The sequence below is a fragment of the Arthrobacter citreus genome, from assembly GCF_038405225.1.
Lineage (GTDB): Bacteria > Actinomycetota > Actinomycetes > Actinomycetales > Micrococcaceae > Arthrobacter_B > Arthrobacter_B citreus_A.
On sequence record NZ_CP151657.1, the window covers coordinates 1278131 to 1292443 of the forward strand.

Below are 14313 nucleotides of genomic sequence, written 5' to 3' on the forward strand. Positions count from 1 at the left end.
GTCAGCATCACCGTGCCCCCAGGGCCAGGGTGCGGTACGCATCGATGGCCTGCTCCGGGCCGCCGTCGCAGACAATCCTGCCGCCGTCCACCACCAGCACACGCTGTGCGTCGGCAGCGAAATCGAGGTCGTGCGTGGTGTAAATGACCTGCTGGGGCAGCTCCGCGAAGACCCGACGGAGCCTGGCGGTGTTGCGCAAATCCAGGAGAGTGCTGGGTTCGTCGGCAACGAGGATGGCAGGATCAACGGCCAGCACGGAGGTCAGGGCCATCAACTGGCGTTCACCGCCGGACAGGTCGTAGATGCTGCGGTCCGCCAGCTCCAGCAGGCCCATCGCGGACAGCCGTTCCTCGGCCGCCGTGCGCCGTTCTTCGCGCCGGCGGATACCGGCGCGAAGTGAGAGCTCGACGTCGTCGCGCCCCGTGGGCATCACCAGCTGGGAGAGGGGGTCCGTGAAGACAAATCCGACCCGGCGCCGGATCCGGCTGCCGTGTTGTGCCGTGTCCAGCCCGTCCACCGTGACTGTGCCGGTGTCGGGGAGCAGCAGGCCGTTGATGAGTTTCAGCAGCGTGGATTTCCCGGACCCGTTGGCGCCAATCACGGCGATCCGCGGTTCAGCCAAATCAATGCTGATCCGGTGGAGGATGGGAGCCGGGCGCGGGGTTCCCGGGGCGCTGCCGGCATCGTCTGGCAGCACCGAAACATCCCGCAGCGAGATCATTGGCATCAGCGCGGCTTCGGGGCCAGGCGTGGAAAGGCCGTCAGGACGCTGACTCCGACCGCGGCGGCCAGCAGGTTTTTCAGGACATCGCCGGGCCAGAAGGCCATATCCGCGGCCAAGGCAGCGGGGAAGTCCAATTTTGCGTTTAGCATCAGGCTGGAGATGCCGAGGGGGTGGATGACCAGGAAGCTGGTCACCATCGCGGCGGCAAACAGGAGCGGGAACCGGGCGCGGCGGGTGCGGCGCAGGACCAGGCGGGCCAGCAGTCCCACGAGGAACGCCGCCGGCAGGAAGGCCAGCAGGTATCCGGCCGACGGACCGGCCAGCACTCCCAGTCCGCCCCGGAAACCGCTGAACACCGGCAGCCCGGCCAGCCCGGCCGCCAGGAACAGGCCAACCGCTGCCGCCCCGCGGGTCGGACCGAGAATAATGCCGGTCAGCATGACGGCCAGCGTCTGCAGAGTGATGGGTACTCCGGGGCCGAGGGGAATGCCGGGGAGAACCGAAAACGCAGCCGTCAGTGCGGCAAAAACCGCAATCAGGGAGAGGTCACCGGAGGTCCAGCGGCGGCGCTGTCCCCGGACCCGTCCGGAAGTGGCTGCCGGAGCAGTGGGATCAATGGTCATCTGGCCTCAGTTCATAGAAGTTCTACAAGGGTGATGCGTCTCACCCGGTGCCGGGCATCAGCGCTGTCTGCCTGTCAGGGCGGGGGAGTGGGGTGGGCTCCGTTCTCGACACTAGCCGGGGCAGGTGGATATTCCTTTGGAGCTTTTCTACAAATGCGCCCGGGACGGTAGACTTGAAAGGCTGCTTCCGCAGTTCAGCCTCTATCCCCAACCCCCTCGAAAGGTCCACTGAGTGATTGCCGTATCTAATCTCGAGCTCCGTGCCGGCGCACGTTTGCTCATGGAAGCGGTTTCATTCCGTGTTGACAAAGGCGACAAAATTGGATTGGTGGGCCGCAACGGAGCGGGCAAAACCACCCTTACCAAGGTTCTGGCCGGCGAAGCACTGCCGGCCAACGGCCATGTGAAGCGCGTCGGGGAAATCGGCTACCTGCCGCAGGATCCGCGTACCCCGGACATGGAGCAGCTGGGCAAGGACCGGATCCTCTCCGCCCGCGGCCTGGATGTGGTCACGGCGCAGCTGAAGAAGTGCCAGGACGAGATGGCCAGCGACGACGAAAAAATCTCGCGCAAGGCCATGAACCGCTATGACCGGCTCGAAGCTGACTTCCTCGCCGCCGGCGGTTACGCCGCGGAATCCGAGGCCGCCACCATCTGCGCCAATCTGGCCCTGCCGGACCGCCTGCTGAACCAGCCGCTGAGCACCCTCTCCGGTGGCCAGCGCCGCCGTGTCGAGCTGGCCCGGATCCTGTATTCCGACGCCGAGACCATGCTCCTCGATGAGCCCACCAACCACCTCGACGCCGATTCCATCGCTTGGCTGCGCGAGTTCCTGAAGAACCACACCGGTGGCCTGATTGTGATCAGCCACGATACGGCGCTCCTTGAAGCCACCGTGAACAAGGTCTTCAGCCTGGATGCGAACCGCGCCACGATCGACATCTACAACATGGACTGGAAGCGCTACAAGCTGCAGCGCGAGACCGACGAACGCGCCCGGAAGCGCGAGCGTGCCAACACCGAGAAGAAGGCCGGCATCCTGCTGGCGCAGGCCAACAAGATGAAGGCCCGTGCGTCCGGCGCATCCGCAGCCCAGAGCATGCTCAAGCGCGTGGACCGGCTCATGGGCGGCCTGGACGCCGTCCGTGCCACGGACCGCGTTGCGGCCCTGCGCTTCCCGGATCCGGCACCCTGTGGCAAGACCCCGATGATGGCCGAGGGCCTGAGCAAGAGCTACGGTTCGCTGGAAATCTTCACCGACGTGGACCTGGCCATCGACCGCGGCTCCAAGGTGGTCATCCTGGGCCTGAACGGTGCCGGCAAAACCACGCTGCTGCGCATGCTGGCCGGCGTGGACACTCCGGACACGGGCAAGGTCATTCCCGGATTCGGCCTGAAGGTTGGCTACTACGCCCAGGAGCACGAAACCCTGGACACCGAGCGGACGGTGCTGGAGAACATGCGCAGCTCCGCTCCGGATATGGACGACGCCGAAGTCCGCAGCGTCCTGGGATCCTTCATGTTCAGCGGCGACGATGTGGAGAAGAAGGCGGGGGTTCTCTCCGGCGGTGAAAAGACACGTCTGGCCCTGGCCACCATCGTTGCCTCCTCCGCCAACGTCCTCCTGCTTGATGAGCCCACCAATAACCTGGACCCCGCTTCCCGAGCGGAGATCCTGGGAGCCCTGAGCAACTACTCCGGGGCAGTGGTGATGGTGAGCCACGATGAGGGAGCGGTGGCAGCACTGAACCCCGAGCGCGTGGTCCTGCTGCCGGACGGCGACGAGGACCATTGGAATGACTCCTACCTGGATTTGGTGACGCTGGCCTAGCGGCCCACACCAGCAACAGACCGGGCCTGCCCGGGCACCGCGGCGGCCGGACTCACGTTCCGGCCGCCGTTGGCATGTCCGGACATTGTTGTGCCCGGACAAGGCCCCGGCTCGCCGGCACATAGGCTCCAGTGCGGGCATTCCTGTATGTGAACTCGATCCGGCAGCCGCTCAACCTGCCCCGACCGGCGCACTGGTTCCCAGTCTTTGTTCCCTCCCGGTGCTGCCGGGACCCCACCAGCCACACAGGCCCCAGAGAGTGGGAACCCGTGCGGCGAAGCCCCCGAAGCCATCCGCCCATAAGAGGGGGCAGCCTCCTCAGAGGCGTAGCCTCCGGGGGAGGGACCGGACGCGGACGGTTCACCCTCCCCGACCAGCACACTGGTTCCCAGTCTTTGTTCCCTCCCGGTGCTGCCGGGACCCCACCAGCCACACAGGCCCCAGAGGGTGGGAACCCGTGCGGCGAAGCCCCCGAAACCATCCGCAACCAGGAGTGGTTGGCCGCCTCAGAGGCTTAGCCTCCGGGGGAGGGACCTGATGCGGACATTTGCCAACCGGAGGAGCGTTTGCCCCAGAAGAGCGTTTGCTCCACGTCCAGCAGGGCGGTGAGGCCGTCAGGATGGGGGAGAGGTGCCTAGCCTGGCTCCGCACCCGGGCAGGGAGTAGGCGTCGTCAGGGCCAACTGCGGCACTTATTCTCAGCGGCCGGTAAGCGTGGACAGCCGGGTTCCTCTGGGATCGCACTCTCCTCGGATGTTCATTTCCTATCCGTTTCTATCCATAAATATAAAGTTTTTCGGATATGCCCGCTATGCTGTGTGGTATGCACAGTGCCTCAAACCCGTACTCACCCGGTGCCGGCCGGACACCTTTCGAACTGGCTGGCAGAACAGCCTTGATGAATGATTTCGACCTGCTGATTTCCCGTGCGGCGGCGGGACGCACGGACCGGGGGATCGTGCTGCACGGGCTGCACGGAGTGGGAAAGACGGTGTTGCTCAACGACTTTCGGCGCCGGGCGGAGGAGGCCGGATTCCTGGTCGTCTCCCTGGAGGGCAGGGATGCCGACGGCGGACCCAAGGCCGTCCGCGCGAAGCTGGCCCGCGGGCTGCTGCAGGCCGGACGGAAGGCTGCGTCCCGCGGCGGTACGGCCGCACTAAATGCCGCGCTGGGAACCATTGCGTCCTTTGCCGACGGGCTCCAGGTCAGCGGCATTGACGTGGGTGTTGGATCCCGGACCGGCCGCGGGGACTCAGGTGCCTTCGCCGTGGATCTTGAGGAAACAGTGGAGGACACCGCCGTCGCTCTCGGAAAGCGGAACTCGGCGCTGATCATCGTGGTGGACGAAATGCAGAACCTTGACCCGGCACTGCTGTCGGCGCTGCTGGGCGCCCAGCACCAGGCCGGGCAGCGGGACTGGCCGTTCTATCTGGTGGCCGCAGGGCTGCCCAATCTTCCCTCGACCCTAAACCAGTCGCAGCGGTACGCCGAGGGCCTGTTTACCTACCGGAGCGTTGGCGCCCTGGACCGCGAAGATGCCGGATCCGCCCTGACTGTTCCCGCCCGGGAACAGGGGGTCAGCTATGACCCGGAGGCATTGGATCTGCTGCTGAACGCCGCCGGGGGATACCCCTATTTCCTGCAGGAGTACGGGTCCGCCGCGTGGGAATCCGCACCGCGCAAGCGGATCACGGCCGAGGACGCCCGGGTGGCCGTGGAAATCGGCCGCGCCCAGCTGGACCAGGGATTTTTTCCGATGCGCTGGCGCCGGGCCACCAAGGCGGAGCGGGAGTTCCTGCGGCTCATGGCGATGGACGGCGCCGCCGGTTCAAGCACGGCTACGCTGGCAGCGCGCGCCGGAAAGAAAATGACGTCCATGACGATGACGCGCGGTTCCCTGATCCGTAAGGGCATCATCTATGCACCGTCCCTGGGGCAGGTGAACTTCACGGTGCCCGGCATGGCCGAATACGTGCGGCGGGTCACCGGCTAAGACACCGGCTAAGGCGCCGGCTGGGATGTCTGCGGCTGGGATGCCTGCAATCAGCCGGATGGGGGTTGGCAGCTCACGACGGAGTGGTAGCTTGTGGCCATGCGCCGGTCACCTGAGGGTTGTCCCGATCCCTGGCCCGCCGGTCCGGTGGTTACCCCTCCGGTTCTGGTGGCACAGTCATGGTCCGATGCCGTGTTCCTTCACTGGCGCATACCCGCTTCCGCGGCAGAGCGGTACATGCCGCCGCTGGTGAAGCCGGATGTGTTCCTTGGTTCCACCTGGGTGGGGCTGATCGGCTTCCGGCTGCATGGAACGCGGATTGGCGGTGCGGTGCCTGTTCCCTGGCTTGGATCCTTCACCGAAGTAAATGTTCGCCTCTACACCCGCGGAGCGGACGGTTCGCGGGGCGTGCTTTTTCTATCCCTTGACGCTTCGCGGCTGGGTACTGTCCTGGCGGCACGCTCAATCGGCGTCCCCTACGTTTTCTCCCGCTGCCGGCCACGTCACGGCCCGGGGGATGACGTCTTCGGTTACGACGTCAAGCGCTTCCGCGGCCAGGGGTCTTCCAGCTTTGCCGTCCGTCCGGATTTCACCCGTCAGGCCGGGGACCGGCTGTCCCTGGAACTGACGGCCCGTTTTGGTGCCCACGCGCGGCTGGCAGGCCGGACACTCTTTGTGCCCAACTCCCACCGTCCCTGGCCGCTGCAGCCCGCACGCCTGGTCTCTTTTGATGACGGGCTGCTGCGTTCCTCGGGATTTCCGATGGCAGGCCCGCCTGAATCGGTGCTCTTTTCGCCCGGCGTGCGGACGGTCTTTGGCCCGCCGCGCGCTGTCCAGCGTTCCGGTGCCGGACGTACAGGCGGATGATTCAGCGCCGGCGGCCGTGCCGCATCCGCTTTGAACGGTTCCCGGCGTCTCGGTAGGCTGGAGGTTTTGAGCCTGATTGAGGTTCAGTTCCCGGTACCAAGGACGGCACAGCTATTTCTTCCTTATCTTCCACTCCTCTTCGCCGCTGCCTGACAGTGGGTGTCCTGTCGCTGGGGCTGGTTCTGGGCGGATGCTCAGGACCCCCGGCGGACACAACAGGTTCGGACACTCCGGATGTTCCTGCGGTGAGCCTGAGTTCCGACGACGCAGCGAGGGGTGTCTTCGACGGGGGAGCGGCCACGGCATCCCTTGCCGCGAGCTCCGCGTTCTTCACGTCCAGCCCATCCGCTGTGGTGCTGGCTCCTCCGGCGGCGCCGTCCCAGGCGCCGGCGGCACCTGCGGAACCGGCACCGGCGGCATCAACAGCTGCGGCACCGGAAGGTCCGGCACTGACCGGTCAGGCGGCCGCGGCTGCCGCCGGACTGGGCATCCCGCTGCTTGTGGCGGAACCAGGCAGCGAGCAACTCGTCGCAGATGAGCTGGACCGGCTCGGCGCGGCATCCGTCATCACCTATGGCGCACCGGCAAGCGGGTGGACGCCTGCCGTGGGCGACAGGACACAGGTGCCAGGCCCCTCCGACGCCGCCGGGTTCGCTTCCGTCCTCGGCCTCGAGACGGAAGCTGCTGATGGGGAAGCCGCCAGTACGGAACCTGCTGCTGAGGAGACCCTGGTGGCCCAGGTTGCTGCCATGGCGCAGGGGGAGCGGCTCGCGGTTCCCGGGTTGCAGGCTCCCGCCACTTCCGCGTCCAACAGTGCTTCGCCGTCCAACAGCTCTCCGCCTTCCAGCAGCGCCTCGTCGCCGGACACCGCCTCGCCGTCCGAAACCGCAGGCGAGCTCCCAGACTTCGCGCCGGCGCCGCGCCCTTCGGACGCCGTGGTGCTGACCACCGCCGACCCGGCGTCGGCCGCCGCCGTCGCCACCGCCCGGGCGGCGGGCGCTGAAGTGCATCTGGTGGGCACAGCGGATCCCCGGGCGGATTCGGCAACCATCGCCCTCCTGCGCAGCCACCGCGGGGACGCGATCTACGCCGTCGGGGAGGCCTTTGGCGGGGCGGAGAACTTCACTGCCCAGACTGCCGTCGCGCTGGATGCACCCGAGCTGCCCGGCGGCGGGCAAACGGTGTTTCCCGGCCGGAGAATGATTGCACTCTACGGGCACCCCAGCGGACCGAGCCTGGGTGTCCTGGGTGAGCAGGGTCCGGCGGAAGCGGTCCGCAGAGCCCAGGAAACCGCGGCGCAGTATCAGCCCCACAGCGAAGAGCCGGTGATCCCTGCGCTGGAAATCATCACCACCGTGGCCAGCTCGGAAGCCGGGGATGACGGCAACTACTCTGCCGAAACCCCGGTGGAGGAGCTGCGGCCGTGGGTGGAAGCTGCCGGGGAGGCGGGCGTTTACGTGGTGCTGGACCTGCAGCCGGGGCTGAGCACCTTCCTGGACCAGGCGGTCCGGTATGAAGAGCTGCTGCGGCTTCCGCATGTTGGATTGGCGCTGGACTCGGAATGGCGGATAGAGCCCGGACAGCGCCACCTGGAGCAGATCGGGTCAGTGGATGCGGCCGAGGTAAACGACGTCTCCGCATGGCTGGCCAGCCTCACCCGCACAAACGTCCTCCCGCAAAAGGTGTTCATGCTGCACCAGTTCAACCTCTCCATGATCCGGAACCGGGAGCAGCTCAACGTCAGCCATCCGGAGCTTGCCGTGAGCCTGCACGCCGACGGGCACGGAACCACCGGGCAGAAACTGGACACTTGGAACGTCCTGCGCAACGGGCTGCAGCCGGAGATCTGGCCCGGATGGAAGAACTTCCACGACGAAGACACCCCCATGCTGACTCCGGAGCAGACCTTCACGCAGGTCAGCCCCAAACCTTGGTTCGTCTCCTACCAGTAGGTGTCCGGGCGCAGGGGAGCGGCCCGCCGTGCGTTGGCCGGCAGGGCCGCCTAGTAGCCCTGAGCGTCCAGCAGTGCGTCCTCTTCGTCCTCCTGGGTGCTGCCGCGCTGCCTGCGCGGGCGCCGCCGGGGAGAGGGTGCTGAATGGGCGGCGTAGATCTCGTCGTCGTCGTATTCGTCGTCGTCCTCGTCCTCTGCGGCATAGCGCCGGTTCAGCGCTTCCTGCCACGCCGCATAACCGAGGCCGATGAACACCATCACGCCAAACGCGAACCACTGCATGGCGTAGGACAGGTGCGGGCCTTCGTCCACGGACGGCTTGGGCGCTGCCTCGGGGACAACCTCCGGCGAGGGATCTTCGCTGGCCATCAGGCCGTAAGCGCCCTGCTTCAGCTCGTATCCCACCTCCTCCTGGTACTTCGCCAAGTCGATTGATGCCAGCTGGCCTTCGGGTGCACCGCGCTGCAGCGTGGGTTCCGCGGGCTTGATGCGGGCGACGACGGTGACTTCGTCGGAGGGGGCGGCAGGCACGGTGTCGGGCCGGCCGGCTTCATCATTGCCGATGGGCAGCCAGCCGCGGTTGATGACGACGGTGGTTCCGTCGGACAGCTGCAGCGGCACCACCACTTCATACCCGGCCCGGCCACTCAACGGCCGGTTCCGGACAATGCGCTGGTTATCGAAGTCGTACACACCGGTCATCTCCACCGGAAGCCATTCTTTGGCCGGGTCATAGCTCGTGAACAGGTCAGCTGCATCGGCGAAGGCGACCGGAGCGGCGTCGTAGTTGTTGACCACGTTGCCGATGTCTTCGCGGATGGCATCCCGCCGGTCCAGCTGCCACAGTCCCAGGGTGGTGCAGACCGCCGAGACCAGGCACGCCAGGGCAAACCATCCCAGCCAGCGGCTGGAGAAGAGGAAGCGGTACATTTACGCGCTCCCGGGGTGGGTGTCCGGTGAATCCTGCGCCGGTGATGCATCCACGCCATCCAGCGGAAGTGTTTCCTTCCACAGGTCGCGTGTCTGCAGGTATTCCTCCAGCCAGCCGCGGTGCTCACCGCACGCCAGCCATGTCTTGCGCCGTTCCGGGGTGTGGATCCGGGGGTTGTTCCACAGCAGGCGCCATGCTGCCGGCTGCCGGCACCCCTTCCGGGAGCACACGGCGGGAGCCCCGGAATCCGGGCCGGCCGGCCCGGATCCGGGGAGGGGATTGCCGGCGCCGGTGGTTCGTGCCAACTGGTCAAGAAGGTTCATGCTGTGGGTGGTGCCTTATCTTCGTGGGTGCCGTCGTCGGGTTTGTGGTCATCGGCTGGCTCATCCTCGACGAGCTCACCGCGCAGCAGCGTGGTTTCCGGGGATTCCCGGTACTCCTGCGGCCGGGGCGCCTCAAGGGCGGGCGCGGGGAGCGTGTCGATCATGGACTCCGATGCCGTCATGTTGCGGGTGTCGGACCCGGCGTTGGCGATGATGACGGCAAAGTAGGGGAGGACAACGGCGCCGGCAATGACCACCCAGAGCAGCCACCCATGGACGACAAACAGCAGTCCCAGACAGACGATGCGGATGCCCATGGACACCGAATATTTGATCATGCGTGCGCGCATCTCATCGGTGTGCGCCGTGCGGGCATCGGTGATCCGGGGGATCGGAGCGCCGCGGCTGGATTCCTTATTCATCACTCTCCCAAACAGATTTCCCCATTCTCTCACTCGAACCTGTGATGGTGAAGTTCGTTCCGGCCTTAGCTAGGATCGAGTTCATCCAACCCCCACTCCCAGCGGAGGAAATCTGTGCAGAACAACACCACCGAGCCGTCGACCGGCCGCAGCGTTTTGGTTACCGGCGGCAACCGCGGCATCGGCCTGGCCATCGCCCGGGCGTTCCTGGCCAACGGCGACCAGGTAGCCATTACCTACCGCAGCGGGGACGTGCCTGACGGCATCCTCGGCGTCAAGGCCGACGTCACCGACATGGCCTCAGTAGATGCCGCTTTCACCGAAGTCGAGGCAGCCCATGGGCCCGTTGAGGTCCTGGTGGCCAACGCCGGCATCACCCGCGACACCCTGCTGCTGCGGATGAGCGAGGACGACTTCACCGATGTGGTGGACACCAACCTCACCGGCGCCTTCCGGGTGATCAAGCGTGCGTCCAAGGGCATGATCAAGCTGCGCCGCGGACGGGTTGTCCTGATCTCTTCCGTGGTGGGCCTGTACGGTTCTCCCGGCCAGATCAACTACGCGGCGTCCAAGGCGGGCCTGGTGGGTGTTGCCCGCTCCCTGACCCGGGAGCTCGGCTCGCGGAACATCACCGCCAACGTCGTCGCTCCGGGCTTCATCAACACCGACATGACCCGCGCGCTGCCGGAGGAAACACAGAAGAGCTACCTCTCCTCGATTCCGGCCAAGCGGTTCGCTGAGCCCGAGGAAGTGGCCGGTGTTGTGCGGTGGATCGCCAGCCCGGAGGCCGCGTACATCTCCGGCGCCGTGATCCCCGTGGACGGCGGACTGGGCATGGGCCACTAGCCCAAACCTTCTCCCGCAGCCAACGTCCCCCGGGCATTCCTTGGAGGTTTCCACTACTCCGCGGAGCCCGGGGGACTGGCAGGATGGGATGAGTTTCGTACACATCTTGGATACTTTCCACAAAACTTCACGAAGGAGCACCATGGGCCTGCTGGACGGCAAAGCTGCCATCGTCACCGGATCCTCACGCGGCATCGGAGCCGAGGTGGCCAAATTCCTGGCCGCCGAGGGAGCCGGCGTGGTGGTCAATTACCGGCAGAAGGCCCCCCGGGCCAACAAGGTGGTCACCGGCATTGAGAACGACGGCGGCCGCGCCGTCGCCGTGGGTGCTGACCTGACCTCAGCTGAGGGTCCGGCGGCCCTGGTCTCCGCCGCAACGGAGAATTTCGGCGGCCTGGACATCCTGGTGCTGAACGCCTCCGGCGGCATGGAAACGGGCGTTGAAGAAGACTATGCCCTGAAGCTGAACCGCGACGCACAGGTCAACATGCTCACCGCAGCCCTTGAGGTCATGCCGGCCGGATCACGCGTTGTGTTTGTCACCAGCCACCAGGCGCACTTCATCAATACCGTGCCCACCATGCCCGAATACGAGCCGGTGGCCCGCAGCAAGCGGGCCGGCGAGGACGCGCTGCGGGACATGCTGCCGCAGCTCGAAGCCAAGGGCATCACCCTGGTGGTGGTCTCCGGGGACATGATCGAAGGCACGGTCACAGCCACGCTGCTGGACCGGGCCAACCCCGGCGCCATCGAAGCCCGGCGGGTCGAAGCCGGCCGGCTGTACTCAGTGCAGGAATTTGGCGCCGAAGTGGCACGCATGGCCACCGCCGATGTTGCCTCCGGCCACACCGAATACGTGGGCGGCGCTGACTACCTCGGGGTTGCCGGCTAGAACCTACAGCTTCACGAAGTGCTGCACCACGTCCAGCTGGGGCAGGTTCAGCACGGCATCAGCGGCGGCTTGCACTGCCGGCTTGGCGTTGAACGCCACGCCCAGGGCGGCCGCCGCCAGCATGTCCAGGTCATTGGCGCCGTCGCCCACCGCAATGGTGTGGCGTTCCTCGATGCCCAGTCCCGCTGCCCACTCGCGCAGGGCCCGGGCCTTGGCGGCACGGTCAACCACGGGGCCGTCCACGGTGCCGGTCAGCACACCCCCGGCGATCCCCAGCAGGTTGGCCCTGGCATGGGTCAGCTGCAGGCGCGCGGCAAGCGGATCGAGCACCTGGCTGAAGCCGCCCGAAACCACCGCCACCGCATGCCCGGCGGCGAGGAACTCCTTGACCAGCGCCTCCGTGCCGTCGGACAGCTCGATGCGTGCTCCCACCTCATCAATCACGGAGACCGGAAGTCCGGCCAGCGCCCGAACACGCTGGTGCAGGCTCTGGGTGAAATCGAGTTCGCCGCGCATTGCCGCCTCGGTGACCGCAGCCACCTCCGCCTCCCGGCCCGCGTGGGCAGCGAGCAGCTCAATGACCTCCTGCTTGATCAGGGTGGAGTCCACATCCATGACCAGCAGTTTCCTTCCCGGCTCCAGCAGGGATGAGGGCACGACGGCGGTCTGCGCGCCGCCCGCCGCATCTCCCAGCGCCGCCGCGGCCGCGGTGACCGCCATCCGCAGCGTCTGGATCCCGCCGTCGTACCCCACCACCAGTTTGGTGACCGCGTAGCCGTCACCGGCTGCGTTCTCCAGCTCCAGAATGCTGCCGCCCACTGTGCCCACGGCCTGCTGGATGGTGGAGAGGTAGGCATCGGGCAGCTCCCGGCCGTAGCTCACCACGCCGTACTCCGGCACGGTGCCGGGCTGGGTGGAGACAGGAGCTTCCGGGGTGTTCTGGGCGGGCATCGTGATCCGTTTCGTAGGCAGGGAAGGTGGTGCTGCGGGCCGGCCGGTTCGCGCGCCGGGACCGTCCGGACAGGTAGGAGTCCGATACGCCGCGGCGCCGCGTTTAGCCATCGGCCCTTTCTTTAGCCTAATGTCTAGTGCTATGAGTGATGTTCTTGAATTTGCTGCCGTGAGTGTCGTTCGCGGCGGCAAGACCCTGTTGGATGCCGTTGACTGGCAGGTCAAGGAGGGGGAGCGCTGGGTCATCATGGGACCCAACGGCGCGGGGAAAACCACTTTGCTGCAGATTGCCGGCGGACGCATGCACCCCACCCGCGGCGTCGCGGGAATCCTTGAGGAAGTCCTCGGAGCCGTTGACGTCTTTGAACTCCGTCCGCGGATCGGCCTGGCCTCGGCGGCCCTGGCCAACCAGATTCCGGAACACGAAACCGTGCTCAACGTGGTCCTCACCGCCTCCTACGGCATGACCGGGCGCTGGCGGGAAAAGTACGAGAAGCTTGACGAGCGCCGCGCCTTCCACCTGCTCCATGACTGGGGCATGTCCACCTTCATGAACCGCACTTTCGCCTCCCTCAGCGAGGGGGAACGCAAGCGCGTCCAGATTGCCCGCGCCCTGATGACGGACCCGGAACTGCTGCTGCTGGACGAGCCGGCCGCCGGGCTGGACCTCGCCGGCCGCGAGGACCTGGTGGCCCGCTTGGCGGACCTGGCCCGCGACGAGGAAGCTCCCGCCATGGTCCTGGTCACCCACCATTTGGAGGAAGTGCCCCCGGGCTTCACGCATGCCCTGCTGCTGCGCGACGGCGGAGTGGTTGCCTCCGGGCCCATCGACGGCGTCTTCACGGAGGAGAACCTCAGCGCGGCCTTCGACCTGCCGCTGGTGGTGCAGCACGACGGCGGACGCTGGTCCGCCACTGCACGCCGCTGACCCGGGCCCGCTATTTTGGCGAACGTCCTGTGGAAGCGGTGCCCTGAGTGACGCTTCACCACCTTCACACTGCCGCTGACCCGCGCGTCGCGGATTACACCAACCTCACCGACACCGCATTGCGCCGCCGCCGGGAACCCGGGGAAGGCCTGTACATTGCCGAGTCATCCAAGGTCCTTCGCCGGGCCCTGGATGCCGGACACCGGCCGCGGTCCTTCTTCCTGGCGGAGAAGTGGATCCCCGACCTGCAGGACGTGCTGGACCGGTATCCCGATGTCCCGGCCTACGTGGGAGCCGCGGACACCCTCGAAGAAATCACCGGATTCCATCTGCACCGCGGCGCACTGGCCGCCATGGAACGGCCGGCGCCGCTGGAACTGGCGCCACTGCTTGCCGCCGCGGGGCGTGTCGCCGTCCTGGAAGACATCGTGGACCACACCAACATTGGTGCCATCTTCCGCTCCGCGGCGGCACTGCAGGTCGACGCCGTCCTGGTCAGTCCGCGCTGCGCCGACCCGTTGTACCGGCGCGCCATCCGGGTCAGCATGGGCGCTGTCTTCCAGGTGCCGTGGGTGCGGCTGACCGACTGGCCGGGTCAGCTGGAAACCCTGCGTGACGCAGGATTTGTCACGGCGGCCCTGGCTTTGGGCGAAAATTCGCTCAGCTTGGACGAGCTGAGCGCCCGCCGCGATGAACGGCTGGCCCTGGTGCTCGGCACCGAAGGTGACGGGCTGGCCGCCGGGACAATCTCCGCCGTCGACCTCAGCGTCCGGATCCCCATGAGCGGCGGAGTCGACTCACTGAACGTGGCCGCCGCGAGTGCCGTGGCGTTCTGGGAATGCCGGCCGCGGCAGTACTAGCGGCAAATAGTCCACTTTCCCTTACCCTCGACCGGCTTTAGTGCAACACTTGCGGCGTCACTGCAATCCTCCGCATATCGTTCTGGGGCCGCCATGCGAACACGTCACAGCCGGATTCCTTCGATCCGGCCACTGCCCGGCGCCGATCGTCCAGGCGGTTCCGGGTCTGCCA

Annotated in this window: 14 protein-coding genes; 8 read left to right on the plus strand and 6 right to left on the minus strand. The window is 66.6% G+C overall.

The window, feature by feature from the left end; genetic code table 11:
- Positions 1-7 precede the first annotated feature (7 nt).
- Together AAE021_RS05880 and AAE021_RS05885 are read right to left on the minus strand one after the other, a co-directional pair.
- Entirely contained in the window at positions 8-727 is a 720-nt protein-coding gene (locus AAE021_RS05880; protein WP_342024682.1) for an ABC transporter ATP-binding protein, read from the minus strand.
- Entirely contained in the window at positions 727-1347 is a 621-nt protein-coding gene (locus AAE021_RS05885) for a biotin transporter BioY (protein ID WP_342024683.1), read from the minus strand. The genes AAE021_RS05880 and AAE021_RS05885 overlap by 1 nt, the downstream gene beginning before the upstream one ends.
- Before the next feature lie 232 nt (positions 1348-1579).
- On the opposite strand from AAE021_RS05885, the gene AAE021_RS05890 reads away from it, so the two are divergent.
- The 4 genes from AAE021_RS05890 (at position 1580) to AAE021_RS05905 (ending at position 7989) form a co-directional block, all read left to right on the plus strand.
- On the plus strand, positions 1580-3178 hold the full coding sequence (locus AAE021_RS05890) for an ABC-F family ATP-binding cassette domain-containing protein (protein WP_342024684.1): 1599 nt from the start codon (positions 1580-1582) through the stop codon (positions 3176-3178).
- Between the two features lie 897 nt (positions 3179-4075).
- Positions 4076-5170 carry an ATP-binding protein gene (locus AAE021_RS05895; protein ID WP_342024685.1) on the plus strand — a complete coding sequence of 365 codons (1095 nt, stop codon included), beginning with the start codon at positions 4076-4078 and terminating at the stop codon, positions 5168-5170.
- A gap of 99 nt (positions 5171-5269) precedes the next feature.
- Positions 5270-6037 carry a DUF2071 domain-containing protein gene (locus tag AAE021_RS05900; protein ID WP_342024686.1) on the plus strand — a complete coding sequence of 256 codons (768 nt, stop codon included), beginning with the start codon at positions 5270-5272 and terminating at the stop codon, positions 6035-6037.
- A 245-nt stretch (positions 6038-6282) separates the two neighbouring features.
- Positions 6283-7989 carry a hypothetical protein gene (locus tag AAE021_RS05905; protein WP_342024687.1) on the plus strand — a complete coding sequence of 569 codons (1707 nt, stop codon included), beginning with the start codon at positions 6283-6285 and terminating at the stop codon, positions 7987-7989.
- 50 nt (positions 7990-8039) lie between these two features.
- Here AAE021_RS05905 and AAE021_RS05910 read toward each other — a convergent pair whose 3' ends face one another.
- From AAE021_RS05910 to AAE021_RS05920, 3 genes are read right to left on the minus strand one after another with little or no spacing between them, the layout of a single operon-like run.
- Positions 8040-8918, minus strand: a complete 879-nt coding sequence (locus AAE021_RS05910; RefSeq protein ID WP_342024688.1) for an SURF1 family protein — start codon at positions 8916-8918, stop codon at positions 8040-8042.
- Positions 8919-9242 (minus strand): hypothetical protein, encoded by a 324-nt coding sequence (locus AAE021_RS05915; protein ID WP_342024689.1) that lies wholly within the window; start codon positions 9240-9242, stop codon positions 8919-8921. It lies immediately after the preceding gene.
- Positions 9239-9664, minus strand: a complete 426-nt coding sequence (locus tag AAE021_RS05920; RefSeq protein WP_342024690.1) for a DUF3099 domain-containing protein — start codon at positions 9662-9664, stop codon at positions 9239-9241. Before AAE021_RS05920 ends, AAE021_RS05915 begins: the two co-directional genes overlap by 4 nt.
- Before the next feature lie 114 nt (positions 9665-9778).
- On the opposite strand from AAE021_RS05920, the gene AAE021_RS05925 reads away from it, so the two are divergent.
- The gene (locus AAE021_RS05925) at positions 9779-10510 is read left to right on the plus strand and encodes a beta-ketoacyl-ACP reductase (protein WP_342024691.1); all 732 of its coding nucleotides are present in this window, start codon (positions 9779-9781) and stop codon (positions 10508-10510) included.
- Between the two features lie 142 nt (positions 10511-10652).
- Positions 10653-11402, plus strand: a complete 750-nt coding sequence (locus AAE021_RS05930; RefSeq protein ID WP_342024692.1) for an SDR family oxidoreductase — start codon at positions 10653-10655, stop codon at positions 11400-11402.
- A gap of 3 nt (positions 11403-11405) precedes the next feature.
- Here the strand turns inward: AAE021_RS05930 and serB are convergent, their stop codons facing one another.
- Positions 11406-12353, minus strand: coding sequence for a phosphoserine phosphatase SerB (gene serB / locus AAE021_RS05935; RefSeq protein ID WP_342024694.1), 948 nt, complete (start codon positions 12351-12353; stop codon positions 11406-11408).
- 142 nt (positions 12354-12495) lie between these two features.
- Between serB and AAE021_RS05940 the strand changes: the two genes are divergently transcribed.
- Together AAE021_RS05940 and AAE021_RS05945 are read left to right on the plus strand one after the other, a co-directional pair.
- Complete coding sequence (locus AAE021_RS05940) at positions 12496-13281, plus strand: ABC transporter ATP-binding protein (protein ID WP_342024695.1); 786 nt, start codon at positions 12496-12498, stop codon at positions 13279-13281.
- 47 nt (positions 13282-13328) lie between these two features.
- Positions 13329-14141, plus strand: a complete 813-nt coding sequence (locus AAE021_RS05945; protein ID WP_342024696.1) for an RNA methyltransferase — start codon at positions 13329-13331, stop codon at positions 14139-14141.
- Positions 14142-14313 lie beyond the last annotated feature (172 nt).